Genomic DNA, 24,195 nt, shown 5'->3' on the forward strand with positions numbered 1-24,195 from the left:
CGCAATAGTGCGTTCTCTGAAAAAACGAACCAACAGGTTGGAATTCACCCTGTTCAGAGCTATGGCAGGACATATAACTGGAACAGGTTACAGACAAAGGAGCCCACGAAACTGTAACGTGTTCTCATGCATTACGACAGCTTGTTCATCGGCGGCCGTTGGACCGCGCCAGCCAGCACCGAGCGCCTCCAGGTCATCTCGCCTGCCACGGTCGAGACCGTGGGCAGCGTCCCGGTGGTCGTTCGCGACGACGTCGACGCCGCGGTTGCCGCAGCCCGCCGCGCCTTCGACTCCGGCCCGTGGCCACACACCCCGCCGGAGGAACGCGCCCAGGTACTCACCCGCGCCGCGCGCCTGATCGAGGAACGCTCGGCCGACCTGCTCGCGACGCTCACCGCGGAGATGGGCGCACCGGCGATGATCGCCATGACGCTCAACCAGATCCCCGCGGTTGCCGCGCTCGATGCGTACGCCGCGCTCGCAAAATCCTTTCCCTGGAACGAAACCCGCACCGGAGTGTTCGGCACCTCCCGCGTCTCCCGCGAACCCCGCGGTGTCGTCGCCGCCGTAACCGCATGGAACGTCCCGCTTTTCCTGGCGGCCAACAAGCTCGCCCCGGCGTTGCTCGCCGGCTGCACGGTGGTGCTCAAGCCCGCCCCGCTGACCCCGCTGACCGCCAACAAGATCGCCGACATCTTCACCGAAGCCGGTCTGCCCGAAGGCGTGCTCTCTGTGCTGCCCGCCGACGCGGAGGCCGCCGAGTACCTGGTCTCGCATCCAGACGTCGACAAGATCACCTTCACCGGCAGCACCGCGGTCGGCCGCAAGATCGGCGCGATTGCGGCCGGTCAGCTCAAGAGCGTGTCGCTCGAGCTCGGCGGCAAATCCGCGGCGATCCTGTTGCCGGACATGGACGTCGCCGCGAACATCCCCGTACTCGCCTTCTCCGGTCTGATGAACAGCGGCCAGGGTTGCGTCGCGCAGACCCGGATCCTCGCACCGCGCAGCCGGTATGCGGAAATCCTCGATGCACTGGTCGGGCACGTGCGCACCATGAAGGTCGGCGACCCCAACGACCCGACAGTGACGCTGGGCCCGCTGATTTCGGAGCGCCAGCGCGAACGCGTCGAGGGCTACATCGCCAAGGGCAAGGCGGAGGGCGCGCGGCTGGTGCTCGGCGGCGGCCGACCCGCCGATCTGGATCGCGGCTGGTTCGTCGAGCCGACGATCTTCGCCGACGTGGACAACTCCTCGACCATCGCGCAGGAAGAAATCTTCGGCCCGGTGCTGTCGGTGATCCCCTACGAGACCGAGGACGAGGCGGTGGCCATCGCCAACGATTCCGTCTACGGCCTGGCCGGATCGGTCTGGACCAGCGATATCGAGCACGGCGCCGAGATCGCCGCGCGGGTGCGCACCGGCACCTACGCGATCAATTGGTATGCGTTCGATCCCGGCTCGCCCTTCGGCGGGTACAAGAATTCCGGCCTCGGCCGGGAGAATGGTCCCGAGGGTCTCGACGCGTTCTGCGAGCAGAAGTCCCTGCTCATGCCGCTGGGCTGGACGGGGTAGTCACCTCCCTGGCATAACCACCCGCAGGACGGGCTGGCGATCGTGCCCCGGCGCGTCGACGATGTCGACCCGCCAGCCCGGGGGTAGTACCGCCTGCAGTCGACCCGCGGCGCGCCGTAGCGGCGTGCTCGCGGTCGCCAGCTCGATTCCGGCAACCTGGGGAACGGGCCGCACGATTTCCAGATCGGTCATGCTCCAACCACCTCTCGCGCTTCGATCTCATCGTTTGCCGCGGACATCGCGCAGCCACGAGTCGATAAGGGAAGTAGTTCAGTCAGACAGCCGTGAGACGGAGAACAGGCAAAGCATAGCCACTTTCGGGCAAACCCAGCGAGTTATCCCGAAATGCGGCCCGAGAAAAACCCGGTGCCGGTATCGGCCCGCGACTTTCTCGGGCAACCGGAATCGCCATCACGACCGAAAGCGCGACCACGATCGCACACCGCGACCGTTCGACCTCTCGTCGGAATAACCCTGCCGGACAAACGAAACCGCCCGCACCATCCGAAAGATGGTGCGGGCGTGTCACGAACACTGCGACCTACTGCGGCGCGAGTCTTACGAGCGCCCGTTCGCGGCCCGGCTCGCGTCCGAGTGGCCGAAGCGCATGCGACGCAGTCGCGAGTCTCGGCCGCTCGGACGCGAGCCATCATGGGGCCGCGAACACGCAGCGCCGCAGGCGCTGCAATCAGATAGAGCCCAGGCGCTCTTTCAGGGCCTCGAACTCGTCGCGGACGCCCGAAGGGAGCTTGTCGCCGACGAACTCGAACCACTCCTCGATGAGCGGAATCTCCTTGCGCCAATCGTCCGCATCGACCTTCAGCGCCTCGTCGACATCGTCGGCGTCGACGTTCAGGCCGTCCAGGTCGATCTGCGCGGCGGACGGCACGTTGCCGATCACGGTGCTCTCGGCGCCCGCGATGCCTTCGATGCGACCGACGATCCACTCCAGCACGCGGGAGTTCTCGCCGAATCCTGGCCACAGGAAGCGACCGTCGGCGCCGCGACGGAACCAGTTGACGTAGAAGATCTTCGGCAGCTTGTTCGCGTCGGCGTTCTTGCCCACGTTGATCCAGTGGTTCAGGTAGTCACCGACGTGGTAGCCGATGAACGGGATCATGGCCATCGGGTCGCGGCGCACGGTGCCGACCTTGCCCTCGGCCGCGGCGGTCTGCTCCGAGGACAGGGTGGCGCCCATGAAAACGCCGTGCTGCCAATCGAAGGACTCGGTCACCAGCGGAACCGTGGTCTTGCGGCGTCCGCCGAACAGGATCGCCGAGATCGGCACGCCCTTCGGGTCGTCCCACTCTGGGGCCAGGATCGGGCACTGCGACATCGGCGCGCAGTAACGCGAGTTCGGGTGCGCGGCAAGGGTTTCGGTCTCCCGGAGGTACCAGTCGTTGCCCTTCCAGTCGATCAGGTGATCGGGCTCGCCCTCCAGGCCCTCCCACCAGACGTCATTGTTGTCGGTCAACGCGACGTTGGTGTAGACGGTGTTGCCCGCGGCCATGGTGGCCATGGCGTTGGGATTGGAGCTGTGGTTGGTGCCGGGCGCGACGCCGAAGAACCCGTACTCCGGGTTCACCGCGTACAGGCGGCCGTCCTTGCCGAAACGCATCCAGGCGATGTCGTCGCCCAGGGTCTCCGCGCGCCAGCCGGGAACCGTCGGCTGGATCATCGCGAGGTTGGTCTTGCCGCAGGCGCTCGGGAAGGCCGCGGCGACGTAGTAGGCCTTGTTCTCCGGGGAGATCAGCTTGAGGATCAGCATGTGCTCGGCCAGCCAGCCCTCGTCATGGGCCATGGCCGACGCGATGCGCAACGAGTAGCACTTCTTACCGAGCAGCGCGTTGCCGCCGTAGCCGGAGCCGTAGCTCCAGATCTCGCGGTCCTCGGGGAAGTGGGTGATGTACTTGGTGTCGTTGCACGGCCACGGCACATCGGCCTGGCCCTCGGCCAGCGGCGCGCCAACGGAGTGCAGCGCCTTCACGAACGGCTTGTCGATGCCCATCTTGTCCAGCGCGGCGTCGCCCATCCGGGTCATCACGCGCATCGACACGACGACGTACTCGGAGTCGGTGATCTCCACACCGAGCTTGGGGTCCTCGGCACCGAGCGGGCCCATGCAGAACGGCACCACATACATGGTGCGGCCCTTCATCGAGCCGCGGTACAGCTCGGTCATGGTGGCGCGCATCTCGGCGGGGTCGACCCAGTTGTTGGTCGGGCCCGCATCGGCCTCGGTCTTCGAACAGATGTAGGTGCGCGACTCGACTCGAGCCACGTCGGAAGGATCGGAGAGAGCGAGGAAGGAATTCGGCTTCTTCTTCTCGTCGAGCCGCCTGAACGTGCCCGCCGCGACCAACTGGTTGGTCAGTCGGTCCCATTCCTCATCGGAACCGTCCGCCCAGACCACTCGCTCCGGCTGAGTGAGTTCTGCGACTTCCTGTACCCAGGCGAGTAGTTCGCTGTGCTCGGTCGGCGTTTTGCCGTCGGATCCACGAAGACCAGGAATGGTCGCTGAGGTCATGAAAACTCTCCTGAGATGGGCGGTTCTAGGTGTTTCCGCCTGGCCTATAGGCCCATGACCAGCGCGAACACACCGAGCGCCACCGTTGGCGGGATGGCACCCGCTACGACCAGTAGAAAGCGCGCCATGGCTGGACGGCGTACACGGACGAAGCGGACGCCCAGGTTCCTGATAAGAGGTTAACGCGATGTGACGACGGGTACGGAATCGGGGCTCCCAATCAAGTACCCACTGGTTACCCCGATTAGACCGACGAAATCCGCCGCTCGATGATCTCGATGTCGCGTTCGCAAGCCGCGAGCTGACCCGGCTGCTCGGCCGCGGTCCGGCGCAGCCGCGCCTCCAATTCGGCCACCCGCCGATCCGTTTCGACCATTCGCGCGGTGCTCGCGCGCACGACGCGATCGGCCAGCGCGGTCTCCGATTCCACAAGCGCGGTGGCCACCCGCTGCTCTAACTGGGCTTTCACATTGACCAGCGCGTCGGACACCCACTGCCTGACGTGCGCGCGGTCGGCCATCTGCCCGCGCGCACGCACCACCCAGCCCGCTGCGCCCGCGCCGAGCAACAGCGTCACGGGCACGCTCGCAAAGTCCAGCGCGGGCACCAATGCGAGCGGTGACACCAGCAGTCGACCGAGGCCGACACCGGCCGAGGCGCCCAGCGCGATCATGAGGTGATCTTCGACACCCCGGTGCCGTGGTTCCGGATCCGGGCCGACCCGAGGTGCGGGATCGCGCCGCCGTGGCGGCATGCCGTGCTCGCCGTTGGAGACGTCGATCCGCATGGCGAGGTCGGCGAGGCGATGCTCGATCTTGGCGTCGGCGACGCCGGTCAACTCGGTGACCGCCTGCTGCAACCGTTCCGGGTAGTCGCCGAGCCGGGACGGGCGGAGTCGATCGAGTTCGCCGCGGGCGGCGGTGTGCAGCGCCCGGACCTGGGCGCCGACGTCGGTCATCAGGTCGACGCGAGCCAAGTGCAGCTGACCGCGCAGCGTCGACAGGCCAGTGGCTCGCCCGCCATCGCGTCCGGCCAGCAGGGTGGCCCGTTCCTCCCGCGTTCGCGCGAGCTCGGTGCCGGAGCGCAGGGCCGCCACCTGATCCACCACTCGCTGGCGCGTTTCGGCCAGCACGCGGGTGGTGACGGCCGCGAGCCTGCCATCGCCCGCGGCTTCGGCGCCCGCGGTCGCCGCGGCCAGTTCGGCGTGCAGCGCGGTCAGCCCCGAGCGATCCAGCAGGCTCGCGTCGCCGCCGGCCCTGGCCGCCACCGCAAGCCGCGCCGAGAACGGCACGATGTCCAGATCCGCGGCGCCCTGCGCGGCGAGCAGTTCGAGATTGTGCGCGCGAACCGAGCGCCAGTCCTGGTAGGCGTGAATGCCGTTCATAGCGAGCAGAATTCGGGTGCCGTCGGCGCGCAGCCGATGCACCAGCCGCAGGGTGTCGGAGCCGAGCGTGCTGCCCGCGTCGAGCAGGATCAGCGCGACAGCGGCAGGCGCGGCCCCCGACGGCGAGGTGGTTTCCACCGCCGCACTCCCGTCGGCCACCGGATCGGACAGATCGACGCGCGGCTCGAACCGGGCCAGTTCCGTACGCAGCAGAGTGGTGTTGGCGTCATCGGGCCCGATCAGCGTCACCGCCGACGCCGCTCCCGTGCTGAGCACGGCTCGCATCAAGGCCATGCCCTGCGGGTTCCACCGCGCCACCACCGCCTCGACATCCGGTGTCAGCGGCGCCGCGGCGGACGCCGACCCCGGCAGGTGCGCAGTCGCGTGGGGCGTACGCGTCGAACCGAGCGGCGGTACGGAAGGAGCGGACGTCAGCGGCGCCATGTCCGGCGTGGGCGGCGCCGTGTCCGGCGTGGGCGGCGCCGCGTCCGGCGTGGGCGGCGCCGCGTCCGGCGTGGGCGACGCCGCGTCCGGCTGATCAGAGTCCGGCACTGCTCATCCGCTCCCATAGCCGGACGTAGCCGTTGTGCACGCGCAGGGCGGCGCGGCGGGCCGCGGGCGACATATCGCTGCAGATGACCGCCCGCCAGCGCGCGGCCCTGGCCATGGCGTCGTCGGCGTCGTCGGGTGCCGGGGACGGATATCCGGCGGCCAGATGGGAAACGTCGGGGCAGGCCAATCCGGCACACAGACCCAGCCACAGCGCGTCGTCGCCGAAGAGGTAGTCCTCTAGAACGTCTCGGGCATTGCCGCCGTCACCGGGGATCGCGCGTGCGGCCAGGCGCGCCACCTCGTCGAGGAGTTCGCCGCCGCGCAGCGCCGAGACCTGCTCGTAGCGGCGGTGCAGCAGGCCGTGCAGCGCATCGATACCGCTCGCCGCGTGCAGTATCTGTAACAGCGCATGCGGGGCGAGCTCCGGATCGTGGCGCAGCGCGATGAGTGCGCAGCTCACGCCGTAGAGATCCCAGCGGTGCAGCAGTTGCTCGCGTTCGGCGACGTCCGGTCCGGCCGAGGGCGAGGTGAACAGGTCGGGCGACAGTGTGAGCGTGGGGTCCGCTGTGGCGGCCAGCCTGCGCAATGTCTCCAGGTCGGCATCGGTCACCACACCAGCCCTGGTGCGCACCGCCAGCGAGGCGACTACCGGCAGCGTGAGAATGCCCAGCTCCCTGCTGTATTGCTCGGCGGCGACCACCGCATCGCCCCAACGCGACCCGATCGCGTCGGCTTTGTTCAACACCGCGACGGTCCGCTCCGGTGGTAATGCACCGAGCACCCGGCGGTCGGCAGGCAGTGGTGCGCCGGACAGCACGTAGACCACGATGTCGGCGTCGAGTTCCGGGTCGGGCAGGCCCGGCTCGTCCACCGGCCCGGTCTCCACCGCGGACATCAGCGCCAACGCGTGCAACACGGTGCTGCGGCCGGAATGCGTGCGACCGGTCACCTGGATGCGCGGCGGCCTACGCCACTGCGCCACGACCGCGCCGACCTGGCCCGAGATCCTCGGGTCACTGCCGCCCCCGGCGCGCAACATGGCAATCAGATGGTCGAGTTGGTCGAACTCACGCGCGGGTCTGCCCGGTCGGATCGCGCCTCCACCTCGGTGGCGCTCGGTTCCGCCGCACTCCGGGGGAGCTGTGTTCATGTTCGCTCGCTCCGCTCGCTCATCGGCCCATCGGATTCGGTGGCTGTTGACATAGCTGCACACCCCCTTTACGGTGCGCAATTCTGTCAGACGCCGGCCCGGAAGACGGCGTTGACCGCTCAGCTGCCGCTGAAGTATTTGCTCCCGGTGCGCACCGCCCAGTTCGGCGCGTACTTGGCTACGGTCGCGAGCACCTTTGCCTGCGTGCCGATTTCGTAGTGCACCTTTGGCAGCCGTCCGCGCTTGCGGGTGGCATCCCAGATCCCCGTTGCGACGTCCTCGGCGGTGAGCCGCACACCGAGCGACTTGGTCGATGCCGTCTCGACGCCCTCTACCATCGCGGTGGCCACGAACAGCGGCCACACCGCGATGACCCGGATGTCGTGCCGCTCCCATTCGAGATCCAGTGCCTCCGTGAGGCTTTTGACCGCCGACTTGGTCGCGCCATAGCTGGCGAGCTCGGGCTGGCCGTAGATCGCCGACGCCGAACACAGATTCACCACCTGCGCGCCAGGCGTGTCCCGGAGAAATGGAAACGCCTCGTGGATGCCGTTGATGACGCCGCCGAGATTGACGTCGACGATCGCCTGATGCGTCGCAAGTTGGATGGATTCGAACGGGCCCGCGCGCAGGATGCCCGCGTTGTTGATCAGGATGTCCAACCGGCCCGCGTCGGCGTGGAACTCCGCGAGCCGTTCGGCCCACTGCGTGTTGTTGGTCACATCCAATACGCTGGTGTGGACACTGCCACCCGAGCCGGTAATGTCCCCAGCGAGCCTGGTCAGGCCCACTTCGTCGACGTCGTAGGCGCCGACGCGATACCCGTGCGCAGCGAAAAGCAGCGCTGTCGCCCGGCCGATACCGGCCGCCGCACCGGTGATGAACACTGTCGGTCCGCTCATGCGGGCAGTCTAGTGCCGTGCCACGGGCATGACCGTGGAGTTCACAGACATACAGCCGGTGACTTACTCTGCAGTAATGGTCGGCACCATAGTCGGTGCGCAGCTTCGCTTTTCGATAGTGGAGAGTCGGCCGACGGACACGAGTTCAACCCATGGGCGGGGCTCGACGAGGAGGTTGGGATGACCGTCGACGTCATCAGCGTTGTCGGCCCGGATCCGAACCAGGGGATCGACCGCATGCCACTGCTGCCGAGCAACGATCCGTTCCTCCGCCCGCCGAAGGGATTCGCCGCCAAGCCGGCAGGCACCCTCCTGCGCAGCCGCAAGGTCGATCTCGCCCTGCTCGGCGTTGTGTCGCAAAAGGTTTCGGCGTGGCAGCTGCTGTACCGCAGCAGCGATATGCACGGCACACCGGAGGTCGCGATCACCACGGTGCTGCTGCCGCAGGGCGCCGACCCCAGCGAAGACCGCCCGCTGCTGGCATTTCAGACCGCGATGGACTCGGTCGCCGAGAGGTGTTCGCCCTCCTACGCTTTGCGCCGCGGCTCGCACGCGATCGGCTCGGTCACCCAACTCGAGTGGTTGCTCGTCGCGAACGCACTGCGCCGCGGCTGGGCGGTGACCATCGCCGACCACGAAGGCCCGCACGGAAACTTCGGCGCCCCACGCGAACCTGGCTATCGCGGGCTCGACGGCATTCGCGCCGCACTGAACTTCACGCCACTCGGCCTGCGCCCCGACACCCAGGTCGCGGTGTGGGGGTATTCGGGTGGCGGCATGGCCAGTTCGTGGCTGGTCGAGATGGCGCCGACGTACGCACCGGAGATCAATATCGTCGGCGCGGTGCTCGGTGCGCCGGTCGGCGACCCGGGCCGGGTGTTTCTCCGCCTCAACGGTGGCCGCTACACGGGCCTGCCCGCGATCGTCATCTCGGTGCTGCGGCGGCTCTACCCCGCCCTCGGCGCCGTATTCGACGCCGAGCTGAGTCCCGAGGGGCACCGTCTGATCGCACGCGTCGAACATGCGACGCCGTTCGCGGCGATCGTGGGCCTGTCCAAGAAAGACGTCGGCACCTACCTCTCGCGCCCGATCGACGAGGTGCTCGGCAGCCCCGAACTGCGGGCCATGCTCGACGACCTGCGCCTCGGCCAAGCGACACCGACCTGCCCGCTGCTGGTGGTGCAACCGATCCACGACCAGATCATCCACATGGACGGCATCGACGCCCAGGTGGAGCGCTACCGACGCGGCGGCGCCACCGTCACCTATGTCCGCGATCGACTCAGCGAGCACTTCTCGCTGCTGCCGCTCGCCACGCCGATCAGCCTCGATTGGCTCGCCGACCGCCTCGCCGGGCAACCGGTGAGCGACGTCGGCGACCGCACGGTCTGGTCGGTCGCGGCCTCACCGGCCGGACTGCGCGGTCTGCTGGAAATGGTCACGACCGCGGCGAAGGTCGCGCTCGGGCGACCGCTCACGCAGGAGACCGCACTGGTGTCCCGAATCCCCCGCGTACGCGCCGCCTAACCCCGCCGCAACGCCCACCACGCAGTCGATTGCTGCGCTGATCATTCGATGCTGGACAATGGACGCCGTGAACGACGCCGCGAACCACACTGCCGAGTCAGTTCCGGAACCGCCGTCCACAGCGCCGGCGCCGGCTGACGAAGAACGCCGACGAGGCACCGCCTCCCGTCTCTACCCCCGCGTCACGAGCTTCCGCTTGCGGCGCGGCGCCCTGACCGCGACCCAGCAGCAATCCTGGGAGCGCACCTGGCCGCGCATCGGACGCGAGGTCGTCGACGAACCGCTGGACGCCGCTGCCTGGTTCGGTCGTGAGGCCCCCCTCGTCATCGAGATCGGTTGTGGCACAGGCACCGCCACCGCCACCATGGCACAGGCCGAACCGCACCTGAACCTGATCGGCATCGAGGTCTACAAGCCCGGCCTCGCCCAACTGGTGCAGCGGATCGAGCGGGAGACCATCGAAAACATCCGGCTGCTGCGCGGCGACGCCGTCGATGTGCTGGAAAACATGATTGCCGAGCAGTCGCTGACCGGCGTCCGGGTCTTCTTCCCGGACCCGTGGCCGAAGGCGAGACACCACAAGCGGCGGCTGCTGCAGCCCACCACCTTCACCCTCATCGCCAGCAGGCTGCGCCCGGGCGGCGTGTTGCATGTCGCCACCGATCACGCCGACTACGCTGAGCGCATCGCCGAAGTCGGCGCCGCAGAACCCCAGCTCATCGGCCTGAACGAGACCACAGGCGGGGTCAGCGCGGACCATCGGCACACCGCGCCGATCGGCTTCGAACGGCCCGTCACCAAATTCGAAAGCAAGGCACATCGCGTTGGCAGCGCCATCACCGAGTTCATATGGGAGAAGATCGAATGATGAGCGTCAGCGAGATGGCTTCCGAGGTCGTGGATGTTGCCGGGGAGGTGCATGGAACCGGACCGGAAATTCTCGGCAGCGCGGCGCCGGATGTCCGTCGGGTCCTGCTCGTCTGGGACGCCCCGAATCTCGATATGGGTCTGGGCGCGATTCTGGGCGGCCGCCCGACGGCCGCCTACCGGCCCCGTTTCGACGCTCTCGGCCGCTGGCTGCTCGCGCGCACCGCCGAACTATCGGTAGGCGGCACCTACCGGGTGGAACCCGAAGCCACCGTCTTCACCAATATCGCCAATGGCACCGCCGATGTGGTCCGTCCGTGGGTCGAGGCGCTGCGCAATGTCGGCTATGCGGTGTTCGCGAAGCCCAAGATCGACGAGGACTCCGATGTCGACGCGGACATGCTCGCGCACATCGAGCTACGCAGCCGCGGCGCCGGGCTGGCGGGCATCATGGTCGCCTCCGCCGACGGCCAGGCGTTTCGCGAACCGCTCGAAGAACTCGCGGCCCGTGGCATCCCCGTTCAGGTGCTCGGCTTCCGCGAGCACGCGAGTTGGGCCGTCACTTCGGATACCCTCGAATTCATCGACCTCGAGGACATACCGGGCGTGTTCCGTGAACCGCTGCCCCGGGTGAGCCTCGAATCGCTGCCCGATGAGGGTGCTTGGCTGCAACCGTTTCGGCCGCTGTCGGCACTGCTCACCTCTCGCCCCGCACAAGGAGTCGCTTAGTGTTCACACGCTGGGGCGCTCTGGTCTATCGGTTGCGCTTCGCCGTTATCGGCGTGGTGGTGGCCGCACTCCTGGGATTGGGCGCCAATGGCCTCGGCCTGGAGAACCACCTCAGCTCCAGCGGATGGGATGATCCTACGTCGGAATCCGCGCGGGCCGCGCAGATTTCGGATCAGGCCTTCGGACGCGATCACACCAGCGACGTGATCGTGCTGTACACCGCACCCGACGGCAAGACGATCGATGATCCAGAGTTCAAGCAGAAGATCCTCGACAATCTCAACAGTCTGCCGCGCAAATATCCGGACGAGATCAGCAAGGTCAACGGGGCGTACTGGCAAACGGATACCGGACCGGCCTCTCCCTCGATCTTCGGGTCCAAGGACAAGAAGCACACCTTCGCCTCCATCGCCATCGTCGGTGACAACGACACAGCCATGGTGCGGAACTTCCGGAATGTAAAGGACGCCTTCTACATACCGGGCGTCGATGTGCAGGTGGCTGGCCTGCAAGCAGTCGCAGGCACGCTGAACGACACCATCGCCAGCGACCAGAAGCGGATGGAGATGCTGGCCATCCCCGCCGTCGCGGTACTGCTGTTCTTCATCTTCGGCGGCCTGGTCGCCGCCGCACTGCCCCTGGTCGTCGGCGGCCTGACGGTGATCGGCGCCAACGGCATCATCATGTTCCTGACGAAGTTCACCGAGGTGAACTCGTTTGTCGCGGGCGTTGTCTCGATGATCGGCCTCGGCCTGGCCATCGACTACGGCCTATTCATAGTCAGTCGTTTCCGAGAGGAACTCGCCGAGGGTTATGACACCCGCGCGGCCGTGCGCCGCTCGGTGATGACCGCGGGCCGCACCGTGGTGTTCTCCGCGACCATGATCATCGCCAGCCTCGGCGGCATGCTGCTGTTCCCGCAGGGCTTCCTCAAATCCGTGGCCTACGGAACCATCGCGACCGTGTCGCTGGCGGCGCTCACCGCCATCACCATCCTGCCCGCGATGCTGAGCATCCTCGGCCCGCGCGTGGACATGTTCGGGCTCAAGCGGTTCCGCACCACCAAGACCACCGAAGAGATCGAGAACGGGTTCTGGGGTCAGATCACCCGATGGGTGATGAAGCACCCGCTCAAGCTCGCCATCCCGATCTGCATCGGCCTCCTACTGCTGATCATTCCGGTCAAGGACCTCGCCTTCGGCGGCATCAACGAGCGATACCTGCCCCCGGACAACCCGACTCGGCTGGCGCAGGCGAACTTCGACCAGATCTTCCCGCTGCGCAAATCCGACCCGATCCAGCTGGTGTTCATCTCCAACGACAGCACCGCGGTCGGCACGGTGTGGAAGGAAGCCAACCAAGCACCCGGCCTCGCAGGCAGTTTCGAGGTACCGACGAAATCGAACACGCAACCCGATGTCTACCGCACCAACGCGACGCTCTCGGACTCGCAGAACGCCGATCCGACCATCGAATATCTGCGGTCGATCGCCATCCCTGACAACGTGACGATGTACGTCGGCGGCCAGCCCGTCATCCAGAAGGACAGTATCGACGCGCTGCTGCAGCGCATGCCGTGGATGATCGCGCTGGTTCTGACGGTAACCACGCTGTTGATGTTCCTGACCTTCGGTTCGCTGGTGCTGCCGATCAAGGCCGCGCTGATGAGCGCGCTCGGGTTGGGTTCGACGCTCGGCATTCTGACCTGGATCTTCGTCGACGGGCACGGCGCAGGCCTGCTGAACTTCACACCGCAGCCGATCATGTCGCCGGTGCTGGTGCTGATCATCGCGATCATCTATGGCCTATCCACCGACTATGAGGTCTTCCTCTTGTCGCGCATGGTCGAGGCGCGCGCGCAGGGCGCTTCCACTACCGAGGCCGTGCGCATCGGCACGGCGCACACCGGTCGCATCATCACCGCCGCCGCGCTGATCCTGCTCGTCGTCACCGGCGCGTTCGCGTTCTCGGACCTGGTGATGATGCAGTACATCGCCTACGGCATGATCGCGGCGCTGTTCATCGACGCCACCATCCTGCGCATGCTGCTGGTGCCCGCGACCATGAAGCTGCTCGGCGACGACTGCTGGTGGGCGCCGGCCTGGATGAAGAAAGTCCAGCAGAAGATCGGTCTCGGCGAACCCATCCTCGACAACGAGCGGCCCGGCGGCGGCGAGGTCGTCGACCTGGTCAAGACCACCCCGATCACCGACCCGGTCACCATGCAGATGCCCGCGCTGACCGAGGGGCACCAGCTTCCGAAGTCGCCACGCCGTCCGCGCACGGTGCAGGAAATCGAAGCCGAGGCCCCAACGCAGCGCATCGACAGCGTCGCGCCCGCGCCGCCCCGGACCGCGCCCACGTCACCCGACCCGACGCGGCCACGGGCAAATCCCGCCCCCATGTCGCAGGACCCGACGCGGCCGCGCGCTACCCCGTCCCATTCGAACGCGCCCCTGCCGACCCCCGACCCGACGTCGCCCGCCCCGGCCCGACCCCGAGTCACGCCGACCGCACCGACCGCACCGACCGACTCGAATACGCCCAGGCCGATGCCTCCGGTCCAGGTGCCGATCGAGCCCATTCGGCCGCGGCCGCTCCCGGCCACACCGGCGCCCGCGCCGTCCGCGCCGGCTTTGTCCGCGCCGGCTTCGTCCGCACCCGAGCCGCCCGAGCCGCCCGAGCGGCCGACCCATCACGCCGCTCCGGAGCCGCCCCCGGCGGAACCGGGCGACCCCGACAACGGCCCGCACACCAGCCGCAGCACCATCGAAAACTGGATGGCCGAACTGCGCTCCTCTCGCCGCCGCACCGGCAAGCCCGACGAAGGCCGCCATCATGGCGGCGACGGCCGCACCGTCAGTGTCAATGAACTGCTGCGCCGCCGGGACCAGGAGTAATCACGGCCCTCGCCTAGGGTGGGTGCGGTGAGTTCCTATGTGCTCGTCATTGCCGACGTTTCGTCGAGTCCGGAAGACGCCGACGAATTCGGCCACGCCCTCCAGGCATTGGCCGAGGCATGCCGCACGGAACCGGGCTGCCTGTCCTACGACCTGTTCCACTCCGTCGAACAGCCCGAGCGCTACGTGAGCATCGAAAAGTACGTCGACGACGCCGCTTTCGCCGCACACCGAGCCTCCGACCACTTCCGCGAGATCGGCCTTGCTCGGGTGATGCCACTGGTCGTGACGCGCGAGGTCCAGATGTACACCCCGGCAAGCGACATCCCTCCGGCACAGTAAGTTCACCCCTCCGGCCCAGACGCACCGAAGACGGGCCGCGCAACGGGTGTACGGCCGCGCGTTCGGTCAGTGGGCTGCGGTGTTGCCCGAATCTTGCTTCGTCCCACCGGCTTCGGCGAAGGCGCGGGCGTAGCGGGTGCCCGCTACCAGCAGGAGTATGCCGACCATCAGAAAGGCGGCGACTCGGACCAGGCCGTCGAGGGTAGCGAGGTCGAAGAGGAACAGTTTGGCCAGGGCCGCGGCGGTGACGAGGAGCCCGGAGCCGAGTGCCAGTTTGGCGACCGCGGCGGAGCGGGAAAGGTTACGCAGTCCGAACAGCAGTGCGGCGGTGGCGGCCGCCATCCACAGGATGGTGGCAGCGCTGTGTCCGATGACGAAGCCGTCAGGCAGGCCGGTGGCGACACCGATCGACACCGTTGCGGCCGTTACCGCGTACAGGCCGACCACGCTCGCGGGGATCCACAGGATCGATGCAGTGGTGCCGGTCGTGCCCGAAAGCCGGCGAACGCACCATACGGCCACCGCGACGACCGCCAACGCGAGCACCGCGCCCAATGCCGTCGATATTCCCAGGACCGATTCCGCGAAGCGTTGGGTAGCAAGCGTTTCCGGATTCACGGTGTCGAGGTACACCAGCGCACCGAGCGCCGCGAATGCCGTCGCGATGCCAGCGATGACCCGGGACCGCTGCTGTCCGGCCACGCCGTGGTAGCCGATCGTTACCAGCAACAGCGAGATCGGCAGCGTCTGCACCTCGGTCACTCCGATGCACGCCTCCAAGAGCGCGAATGAACCCGTGACAGCGGCGACCACCGCGACATGGCCTGGAATCCGCACCAGCTCACGCAGTTTCGGCGCCATCGGCGCCGAGGCCACGAGCAAGAGCACTGCCGCGAACACCGCCGAAATGACAGCGCCGGAATGCCGTTCGAATAGCACCGGCACGGCCAGCAGCGGCACCGTTGCCAGTCCGAAAGCCAGCGTGGCGGTGATATCCCCAGGCCGTCGACGCACGACCAGGACACTCCCGACCAGTCCGACCAGCGCAATAGCGATGGCGGCCGTGAGCAGCCAGTACACCTGGTCCCGCGCCGGAGGGTCGAAGGCGGCCACGGCGATTGCCAACAGCGTCGCGAGCACGGCGGGCACCGTGCGCACTGCATGCAGGAATGGCCAGTCCCGCACCAACTGCACCGGCACACACGCCAGCTGCAACACGATCAGGAACGCCAGCAGCACCAGTTCGGTCGTCACCACCGGCGACAACACCGCCGCACCCGCGACGACAAGCACCGCGAGCGGCTGCGACTTCCACTGCATCGCCAACGCGACCCCACCCGCGGCCACGGCCAGCGCCACCGCAAGTCCGAGCGCCGGATACAGCCACCCGTAGATCGCCGTCACCGCAACAACATCCAGATAAGCACCAGCAATACCGGTGGCAGCCAACGCAATTCCACCAACTCGCCCACCGGCGCGCCCGAACACCCGAACCCCGACACCTACCAACACCGCAGCGAACACCGCCCCAGCCATCACTCTCGGCACCCGCCCGAACAGACCTGCCTGCGCCGCAAGCACCAGCAGCATCACGACACCGATCAGCGTCACCCACACTCCGGCAACCGCCAGAATTCGGCTGATCATCCCCTCCTGCTGCCACCACGGCGTGTGCGGCCCAGCCGGTTTCCGCCGCACCGGCGGATGAGGTGGCCGCATACCCGGCAGCGGCGAATTCGGTGCGACCGGTCCCGACGGCGGCTCCGGAACCCGCGCGGATTCCTCCGCACGCACAGGTTCGGCACCAGCACTGGAATCCGTCGTCAAAACACCCGGCGCCGCAACCGAACCCGCAGTCACCTGTGTCCGCAACAACTCCAGATCCCGCCCCAGCACACCCATCTGCGTCCCCAATGCAGCAAACTCTCCCGACAACCGCGAAATCAGCGCCGGATCGATAGATGTAGTCATAACCCCATGCTCGTGCGCGCACCCCGTCCGAGCATGAGTAGAAACCCCCGCTATACAGCAATATCTACCCGGCCTGCCGACCGCGGATGACCTACTTGCCGAGGCGGCCGAGATCCTGGGACGTCGAGGACCGTCGCGACAGTCGATGCGGCCCTGGCGGATCGCCGGCGGGGTGACAGCGGACGACCTCGCCGACTGACAGAGAGGATGTAGGTGAGTACCTCCCGCCGGGGGTCTGACCCACCGCCTGACTGACTCGGGGTCCTCAACGGGATCTGTCGGCCCGGGCGGGAGGTACTCATGTGCACTCACCGGGTGTGGCGTTGTGACTTCATAGGAGCCTGGCCACAGGCCCCATCTCTGTCTTGTCCACGTTGCCCGGCTGGTGCGTGCCGCCCTGCCCCCCACTGACATGAGCAACAGGACGACTATGCCTTTCATTACACACCAACCCGCCACCATGATCGAGGTCGCCGGTGGCGTCGATACCCACCAGGACACTCACACCGCGGCGGTGACCGATCTGGTCGGGCGGGTGCTGGGCACCGCCGAGTTCCCCGCTGATTCGGCCGGTTACGCCGCGTTGCTGGCCTGGATGCAAGGGTTCGGGCGCCTGGTCCGGGTCGGTGTCGAGGGCACCGGGGTCTACGGTGCCGGCCTGGCCCATGTTCTGCGCGGTCATGGCCTCGACATGGTGGAGGTGGATCGTCCCGACCGCAAGACTCGCCGGTTCCAGGGCAAGTCCGATCCGATCGACGCGATTCACGCCGCGAAGACCGCTCTGGCCGAAAACCGCACTGGCACACCGAAACAACGCGACGGCCGTATCGAAGCTCTCCGCAACCTACGTGTGGCCCGCCGCTCGGCGATCGACCAGCGCGCGGATGCACAACGCCGGATCAAGGCATTGATCGTCACCGCCCCCGACGAACTCCGCGGGCGGCTGCGCGGACTGTCGGTCACCAAGCTGATCGCCACCTGCGCCGGACTACGACCCGACCGCGCCGACGCCGCGACACCGGTCACCGCCGCGAAGATCGCGCTACACTCGCTGGCCCGCCGCCACCAGCAACTCACCATCGAGATCACCGATCTGGACGAACTGCTGGACCCGCTCGTGGCCGCCATCAACCCAAAACTGGTCGCCGCCAACGGCATCGGCACCGACACCGCCGGCCAACTACTGGTCACCGCGGGCGAGAACCACGACCGGCTACGCTCGGAGGCCGCTTTCGCCATGCTCTGCGGCGTCGCCCCGATCCCCGCCTCCTCCGGCAAAACCAACCGCCACCGCCTCAACCGCGGCGGTGACCGCCACGCCAACGCCGCTCTCTACCGCGTCGCGCTCTGCCGACTGCGCTGGGACCCACGCACCCGCGCCTACACCGAACGGCGTACCAAAGAAGGCATGTCCAAGAAGGAAATCATCCGCTGCCTCAAACGCTACATCGCCCGCGAGCTCTACCAGCTCATCACCGCCGAACCCGCCCAAATCACCACTTGACATCCATAGGAGCATCCCCCACCCGGGATTCGGGTGGGAGCCGGTCGCGGCCGGTTGGATTCAGATGGCCGGGGCTGGCATGGTGGTCACCTGGTGGACGGCGTTGATGACCGCCGAGCGGGGTGGCATGCGTAGTACGCCGGGGGCTGGTTCACCCGCCCAGTGCCAGCCGAGCTGGGAATCGGTGGTGGGAAGCAGGACGTGGCGACCGCTGGGGATGACGGTGACCTGGTAGCCGGCCAGGCGGCGGCGGACGGAGATATCTACCGGGTTCGCCGGGCTGGGGGGTGCGACCAGGAAGGTCCAGGTGCGCTCGCCGGGGTCGGCCACCACGGGGGCCGTGAAGGTGCGATCAAGCGTGGCAAGGACTTTGCCGCCCAACTCAGGGGGCATCACCACGGCGCCGAGGATGGAGCCAGTGGTGATCATGGGCCGGCCGGCGAGCAGTTGCACCGGCAGCCCGTACTGATGGCGCAGCAGGTGTGCGATCTCGTGGGGAGAGTGACAGCGTTCGAACATGGCTCTACTCCTCACCGAATCCGATAGCCGGCAGCGGGACCGCGGCGGTTCGGCGTAGCGGGCCGTGCTGTTCGTGAACACGCTGGGTGTGGCGTGCGGGTCGATCAGAAAGAGTCCGCGGCTCGGACGCGCGATCGGCGCGTGGAGCCCACACGGTGGTATTCGGCATGATTGTCATTGCCGCCGCCCTTTGCTTTCAAAGTTGCAGAAAGGCAACGGTATTCCAACCGGAGGTGAACTAGTCGTACGTAATGTCCCACTTTCGATGAGCGCAATGATTTAGCGTCGTACTCTGAAACGTGGACGTAACAAAGGATTTAGGTTCATGGACGATTCGTCGATCGGCATTCGGATTCGGCTGTTCCGCGGAAAGACGCTCACCCAGCGCCAACTCGCCGACCAGGCCGGTGTGAGCGTGGATCTGGTGCGCAAACTCGAACAGGGTGGCCGCCAGACCGCTTCGATTGCCAGCCTGCAGAAACTGGCGCGCGCGCTGGATGTCGACATCTCCGATCTGGTCGGAAAGCGCCACGGCATTCCGTCCGGAAATCCCGATGCGGGCATCGTCGCCATCCGCAGGGCACTCACGCCCGTCGACGATCTGCTCGGCGAGACCCCGGAGGAGCGGGCCGGCGGCTTCGACGAGGGCAGTCGCGCGGTCGATTACGCGTGGGGCGCGTACTGGGCGGGCCGCTACGAACTGCTCACCTCGATCCTGCCGTCCGGGCTGACCCAGCTGCGCGCGACGGTGCATGCCGCGCGCAACGGCACGGTCGCGCCCGCGAACGAGCTACTGGCCCGGATGTACTGGGTCACCGGTTGCACGCTGGTGCACCTCGGCCAGACCGACCCGGCGTTCCTGGCGATCCGGCAGGCGCTCGCGGCGGCCGAGCAGGGCAACGATCCGTTGCTGCTGGCCACGATTCGCGGCTCGGTCGCCTGGCAGCTGTTGGTGCAGGGCCGGTATGACGAGTCACGCCGCGTCGCCTTGCGCGCGGCCGCGAGCCTCGAACCCGAAGGCGAGGAAACCCCGGCACACCTGTCCGCCTATGGGTCCCTGGTTCTGCAGGGCGCGACCGCGGCGGGCCGATCACAAGACGTCCCCGATGCGCTAACTCTCATCCAAGCGGCGGGCGAGGTCGCGCTGCGCATCGGCGGCGATCGCCGCGACTACGAAACCTATTTCGGCCCTTCACAGGTCGTCATGCAGTCCGTCGACGTCAACGTGTCCTCCGAACGCTATCCGGAAGCACTGGCCGCCGCGAAGGACATGCCGGCCAACTGCGGCCTCCCCCAGACCTCCCACGCCCGCCACCTCACCGACACCGCGGTCGCCTGGACACGCACCGGCCAACACAGGCGGGCCCTCGACGCACTGCTGAACGCCGAACGCGTCGGCGGCCCCGACTGGATCAAGTACCAGTCCCTCCCCCGCCACATCGTGTCCGAACTCCTCGATCACGACCGCCGAGTCCCGTTGCGCGCCTTCGCCCGTCGCATCGGCGTCAACACCTGAGCACACCGGTGTCGGCCGCGACGAGCAGCTAGTTCCCCATCAGCCGACGCCAATTCGTCATGAACGGATGCTTCGCGGTGACCGAGCCGAAGTAGACCCTGCCGTGGACGATCAGGTGCAGGGGGCCGAAGGGCGGGCCGGTGCGGACCTTGTTGTTGACGCTGGCGCCGATGAGGTCGAGGTCGTTGAGGTCGACAGTGGCTTCGCTGGGGACGATCAGGGTGAGGGAACTGCAGTAGTCGTCCACACGCAGCTCGACGATCTGGGTGGACATGATCGCCTCGGTGAAGTCGAGGGTGACACCCGACAGCCAGTTGTTGGTATGGAGTGTCGGCGCGACCTGCCAGGGACCGCGGCGGCTGACACCGGACATTCGGCTGCGGATCACATTGCCGGGCGCGGCGACCGGTGGCCCCGGCGACGGGGGCCGCTTCGTGAACGGCCGCGCGGAATTGATGAAGTTCGCGGCATTCACAAAAGTCGACGGCGGCGCGGCGGGCTGCCGTACCAGCCGAACACCCGGCAGATCGATGAGCACGGCATTGAGTTCGCCGCGGGTCTTCGCGGCCAGCGCAGTGTCCATCCGCTCGGTGAACTCCCCGAGCGACAGCATCCCGAGACCGACCGCACGTTGCAACAACTGACCGACGTGCTCGCGCTCGGCGTCGGAGACGCGCAGCTCCCGGTCACCCACGACATCGCCGGCGCCGGCACCTTGTGAAACCGATTCGGGTCCGCCCATGATTTCGAGATTACCGACCACAACCCACCCACCGCATCAGGGCAATCCCGGATTCCCGCACCCCACCCGTCCTCCGCCAGTCGCATATCCGCCGCTGTATGACTCTCCGCGAGTGGCACACCATCGAGAGGCCTATTCGCGTTTTGCCGCAGCCATGTGCCACTCGGCGAGGGGTAGTGCGGGGGCTATTCGAGCCCCTGCTCGATTGCGTAGCGGGTGAGCTCCACGCGGTTTGCCAGTTGCAGTTTGCGGAGGGTGGCTTGGACGTGGTTTTCCACGGTCCGGTGGCTGAGGTTGAGGCGGACGGCGATCTGTTTGGCGGACAGACCCTTCGCCACCATGCGCAGGACCTCGGTTTCTCGCTCAGTCAGTGCGGGTCGGTGCGGTTCGTCCGGTTCGGCGGGGGTGGTGGCCATGCGGCGGTATTCGCCGAGGACCAGGCCGGCCAGGCCGGGCGTGAAGACCGGCTGCCCGGCGGCGGTCGCGCGGACGGCTTCGATCAGTTCCGCGACCGACGCGCTCTTCACCAGGTAGCCCGAGGCGCCCGCTTTGATCGCGTCCAGCACGTCGTCGCGTTCGGCCGACGCGGACAGCACCAGCACCCGGCTGGCCGGGGAGACCCGCAGTACCTCGGCGGTGGCCTGCGCGCCGTTCCCATCGGGCAGTTGCATATCCATCAACACGACGGTAGGGCGCACGGCTGCCGCGCGACGGGTGGCCGCCCCGACCCCGTCCGCCGTGGCGAGCACCACAAACCCGGCCTCGGAGAGATCCCGGGAGACCCCATCGCGCCACATCGGATGGTCATCCACAACCATCACCGAAACAGTTTCGGCCGCATCACTATCGGTCACGTCGCACCTCCTGTGCCGTCGCCCACCTGTCGAAACCGGCCGCTGCCTGCCGGACTCGTCCGAAAGTGATGGTGCCAGATCCCGCCTGGGCGCTCCCACCTTCGACTCGCCTCCGCCCGACGAGCGGTTCACCCACGGGGCACCCGGAATTCCCACTCGGTGCCGAAGCCGACCCCACCGTCGGCCTCGGTGAGCAAGTCCGCGGCCCCGCCGAGCGCGGCGATCCGGCCAACGATCGATCGAGACACCCCCATGCGCCCCTCGGCCTCCGCCTCGGCCAGCCGACCCGCGGGTATTCCGACACCGTCGTCGCGCACGCTGATGATCAGCTTGTCCCCGGTGTCCTCCAGCAGCACATACGCTTTCGCGTCCGGCCCGGCGTGCAGGACGACATTGGACAACGCGGTCGCCACCGCGGCCGCGATCTCCTGCGCGGTCCACCGCCCGACGAGCACCGGCTGTCCGGGAGTCGAGACGAACACCTTCGGCGTCGCATGCACCGTCAGCAGCGGACGCAGATCGACATCCGCGCCACCGGCATCCGGGCGACCGCCCTGCTCGGAGAGCAATACCCGCAGCGCCACTTCCTGTTCCCCGGCGCGGCGCGCCAATTCTTCGGTGGGACCGCCGATTTCGCCGCCGCGTCGCTTGATGTAGCTGAGCACCTGCAGCACACCGTCGTGCACCTCACGCGAAAGTCGTTCGCGCTCTTCGGCGGCCGCGGTCAGCCGGGTGGCGCGTTCGAGCTGACCTTGGGCGCGGCGGGCGGTGTTGGCGGCCAGGCCGAGCGCCAAGCCGATGGATACCAATACCGGCGCCGTCGCATCGGCCCATACGTCCTGGCCCCACTGTTCCCGGACCGTCACGATCACCGCGGCGATCAGGCCGCCCGAGAGCACACCCCCGACCGGGCCATGCAGAATGGCGGCCGAGATCACCGCATTGGCGGCCCACAATGTGGTCGGCAACGTCTGATGTCCGTGGTACCAGCCGGAATCCGCGACCAGCCGGGTCGAGGCGATCAGCGCGATCACCACGACGTGGTCCCCGACCACCACCCACCGGCGCAGCCGCGCCACATCGGGAAAATGCCACGCCGACAGCATCAGCGCTGACGCACCGGACCACACCGCCATCAGCGCGACCAGCACCCAGCTCAATCGCTGATTCTGGTAATACGACACCGACGCGATCTGTTGCCCCACCGCGTAGAGCAGGGTCACCAGCCGCAGCGCTTGCGCCGCCCGCCACAGCGGTGCGGTCGCCGCGTCGGCCGCGCTCAACTCAGCCTCTGGGGGCCGCGTCATCGGATTTGTCCCTGGACTCGGTCTGCTCGCGTTCGGCCGCCTCGACCGCCATCGCCGCCACATCGAATCGGCCCGGATCGGGTTCGTCCGGCTCGGCGGCATACAGCCTGCCCGGTTCGCCGGTCTGTAATTCCTCGAATATCTCCTCCGGGCTGTCGGCGAGCAGCGACCGGATCGCGGTGTTCATCACCGCGACGAACGGCACGGCAAGCAGACCACCCGCGATACCGCCGAGCACGAGACCCGCGGTAATGGCCAGCACCACTGCCAGCGGATGAATACTGACGGCCCGGCCGAGCAGCAACGGCTGCAGCACATGACTCTCCAGTTGCATCACCGCGATGATGATGCCGAGCACGATCAGCGCGGTGACAAGCCCCTTGGTGACCAGGGCGATGAAGACCGCGACGGTGCCCGCGAGGAAGGCGCCGATGATCGGGATAAAGGCACTGATGAACACCAGTGAGGCCAGCGGAAGTGCGAGCGGCACACCCAGAATCGCCAGGCCGGTACCGATGCCGATGGCATCCACCGCCGCCACCGCCACGGTGGCGCGCACGAATCCGACCAACGTCCCGAACCCGAGTCGCCCGGCCGTGCGCACCTTCTGCCGATGCGGTGTCGGCACGATCCTGGTGACGAACTCCCAGATCTGGTCGCCGCCGTAGAGAAAGAAGATAAGGATGAACAGCGTCAGGAAGGTCCCGGTGAGGATGTGCCCGATCACCGTCGCGGTGGTCAGCGCACCACTGGTGAGACTGTCCTGATTGGACCGGATCGTTTTGACGATGGTGTCACCGGCATTGCGGATCTGGTCATTGCTCAGGTGCGCCGGACCGTTGATCAGCCAATCCTGAATCTGGTGGATGCTGTGGGTGATCTCGTCCGACAGCTGCGGCACACCGGCGATGAACTGCTCGACGACGAAGGTCATGATGCCCGCGACCAAACCTAGCGACCCGGCGAGCGCGACGAAAACCCCCACGGCCCTCGGCACCCCGAGCCGCTGCATCCAATCCACCAGCGGCGCGAGCAATCCTGCGGCCAGCAGTGCGATGGCAAGTGGGATCACCACGGTCGCGAGCTTCTGCACAATCGCGGAAATCGCGAGCACCACAGCGAAAATGACCAGTAGCCGCCAGGACCACTCCGCGGTCATCCGAACGAGGGGGTGCACGGCGTCCGCGGGAGAGCGGGTTGCGGTGCCCTTCCGCGGAGAACTTACCTTCGGGTCGGTCACCTTCGAGAGCCTAATGGGCACGGCCGGACAGCGTCCGCGCATAGCCCGCGCCGGGCCGAGCGAAGCGAGGCAGCCGCCTACTGGCCTGAC

The 24,195-nt window shown here is 67.4% G+C and carries 19 protein-coding genes; 8 read left to right on the forward strand and 11 right to left on the reverse strand.

Annotation, left to right across the window (positions count from 1 at the left end; translation table 11 throughout):
- The first annotated feature begins 126 nt into the window (after positions 1–126).
- A complete protein-coding gene (locus ACV7NQ_RS15150; RefSeq protein ID WP_463360245.1) occupies positions 127–1,572 on the forward strand; it encodes an aldehyde dehydrogenase in 1,446 nt (481 codons plus the stop codon).
- Here ACV7NQ_RS15150 and ACV7NQ_RS15155 read toward each other — a convergent pair whose 3' ends face one another.
- The 5 genes from ACV7NQ_RS15155 to ACV7NQ_RS15175 form a co-directional block, all read right to left on the reverse strand.
- Positions 1,573–1,764, reverse strand: a complete 192-nt coding sequence (locus ACV7NQ_RS15155; protein ID WP_463360246.1) for a hypothetical protein — start codon at positions 1,762–1,764, stop codon at positions 1,573–1,575.
- Between the two features lie 496 nt (positions 1,765–2,260).
- On the reverse strand, positions 2,261–4,099 hold the full coding sequence (locus ACV7NQ_RS15160; protein ID WP_463360247.1) for a phosphoenolpyruvate carboxykinase (GTP): 1,839 nt from the start codon (positions 4,097–4,099) through the stop codon (positions 2,261–2,263).
- A 244-nt stretch (positions 4,100–4,343) separates the two neighbouring features.
- Positions 4,344–6,035 carry a hypothetical protein gene (locus ACV7NQ_RS15165; RefSeq protein ID WP_463360248.1) on the reverse strand — a complete coding sequence of 564 codons (1,692 nt, stop codon included), beginning with the start codon at positions 6,033–6,035 and terminating at the stop codon, positions 4,344–4,346.
- Entirely contained in the window at positions 6,022–7,185 is a 1,164-nt protein-coding gene (locus ACV7NQ_RS15170; protein ID WP_463360249.1) for a hypothetical protein, read from the reverse strand. The genes ACV7NQ_RS15165 and ACV7NQ_RS15170 overlap by 14 nt, the downstream gene beginning before the upstream one ends.
- Before the next feature lie 119 nt (positions 7,186–7,304).
- Positions 7,305–8,087 carry an SDR family oxidoreductase gene (locus ACV7NQ_RS15175; protein ID WP_463360250.1) on the reverse strand — a complete coding sequence of 261 codons (783 nt, stop codon included), beginning with the start codon at positions 8,085–8,087 and terminating at the stop codon, positions 7,305–7,307.
- A gap of 180 nt (positions 8,088–8,267) precedes the next feature.
- Between ACV7NQ_RS15175 and ACV7NQ_RS15180 the strand changes: the two genes are divergently transcribed.
- The 5 genes from ACV7NQ_RS15180 to ACV7NQ_RS15200 are packed head-to-tail and all read left to right on the forward strand — an operon-like array spanning position 8,268 to position 14,452.
- Entirely contained in the window at positions 8,268–9,614 is a 1,347-nt protein-coding gene (locus tag ACV7NQ_RS15180) for a lipase family protein (protein WP_463360251.1), read from the forward strand.
- 58 nt (positions 9,615–9,672) lie between these two features.
- Entirely contained in the window at positions 9,673–10,482 is an 810-nt protein-coding gene (gene trmB / locus ACV7NQ_RS15185; RefSeq protein WP_463360252.1) for a tRNA (guanosine(46)-N7)-methyltransferase TrmB, read from the forward strand.
- On the forward strand, positions 10,482–11,210 hold the full coding sequence (locus tag ACV7NQ_RS15190) for an NYN domain-containing protein (protein WP_463360253.1): 729 nt from the start codon (positions 10,482–10,484) through the stop codon (positions 11,208–11,210). Before trmB ends, ACV7NQ_RS15190 begins: the two co-directional genes overlap by 1 nt.
- On the forward strand, positions 11,210–14,110 hold the full coding sequence (locus tag ACV7NQ_RS15195) for an MMPL family transporter (RefSeq protein ID WP_463360254.1): 2,901 nt from the start codon (positions 11,210–11,212) through the stop codon (positions 14,108–14,110). The genes ACV7NQ_RS15190 and ACV7NQ_RS15195 overlap by 1 nt, the downstream gene beginning before the upstream one ends.
- 27 nt (positions 14,111–14,137) lie before the next feature.
- Positions 14,138–14,452, forward strand: a complete 315-nt coding sequence (locus ACV7NQ_RS15200) for a putative quinol monooxygenase (RefSeq protein WP_463360255.1) — start codon at positions 14,138–14,140, stop codon at positions 14,450–14,452.
- Between the two features lie 66 nt (positions 14,453–14,518).
- Here the strand turns inward: ACV7NQ_RS15200 and ACV7NQ_RS15205 are convergent, their stop codons facing one another.
- Positions 14,519–16,423, reverse strand: coding sequence for a DUF2339 domain-containing protein (locus tag ACV7NQ_RS15205; protein ID WP_463360256.1), 1,905 nt, complete (start codon positions 16,421–16,423; stop codon positions 14,519–14,521).
- Positions 16,424–16,862: 439 nt separating this feature from the next.
- Between ACV7NQ_RS15205 and ACV7NQ_RS15210 the strand changes: the two genes are divergently transcribed.
- A complete protein-coding gene (locus ACV7NQ_RS15210) occupies positions 16,863–17,927 on the forward strand; it encodes an IS110 family RNA-guided transposase (RefSeq protein WP_463365542.1) in 1,065 nt (354 codons plus the stop codon).
- Positions 17,928–17,987: 60 nt separating this feature from the next.
- On the opposite strand, the gene ACV7NQ_RS15215 is transcribed toward ACV7NQ_RS15210, so the two are convergent.
- On the reverse strand, positions 17,988–18,446 hold the full coding sequence (locus ACV7NQ_RS15215; protein ID WP_463360257.1) for a hypothetical protein: 459 nt from the start codon (positions 18,444–18,446) through the stop codon (positions 17,988–17,990).
- A gap of 325 nt (positions 18,447–18,771) precedes the next feature.
- On the opposite strand from ACV7NQ_RS15215, the gene ACV7NQ_RS15220 reads away from it, so the two are divergent.
- A complete protein-coding gene (locus ACV7NQ_RS15220) occupies positions 18,772–19,962 on the forward strand; it encodes a helix-turn-helix domain-containing protein (protein ID WP_463360258.1) in 1,191 nt (396 codons plus the stop codon).
- A 28-nt stretch (positions 19,963–19,990) separates the two neighbouring features.
- Here the strand turns inward: ACV7NQ_RS15220 and ACV7NQ_RS15225 are convergent, their stop codons facing one another.
- The 4 genes from ACV7NQ_RS15225 to ACV7NQ_RS15240 form a co-directional block, all read right to left on the reverse strand.
- Positions 19,991–20,656: a DUF1707 SHOCT-like domain-containing protein gene (locus ACV7NQ_RS15225; protein ID WP_463365676.1), complete on the reverse strand. Its 666-nt coding sequence runs from the start codon at positions 20,654–20,656 to the stop codon at positions 19,991–19,993.
- 233 nt (positions 20,657–20,889) lie between these two features.
- Positions 20,890–21,522, reverse strand: coding sequence for a response regulator (locus tag ACV7NQ_RS15230; protein ID WP_463365677.1), 633 nt, complete (start codon positions 21,520–21,522; stop codon positions 20,890–20,892).
- A gap of 164 nt (positions 21,523–21,686) precedes the next feature.
- Positions 21,687–22,865, reverse strand: coding sequence for a MacS family sensor histidine kinase (gene macS / locus ACV7NQ_RS15235; RefSeq protein ID WP_463360259.1), 1,179 nt, complete (start codon positions 22,863–22,865; stop codon positions 21,687–21,689).
- Entirely contained in the window at positions 22,843–24,024 is a 1,182-nt protein-coding gene (locus tag ACV7NQ_RS15240; protein WP_463365678.1) for an AI-2E family transporter, read from the reverse strand. Before ACV7NQ_RS15240 ends, macS begins: the two co-directional genes overlap by 23 nt.
- Positions 24,025–24,195 lie beyond the last annotated feature (171 nt).

The sequence above is a fragment of the Nocardia sp. Tas62D01 genome, assembly GCF_055232035.1.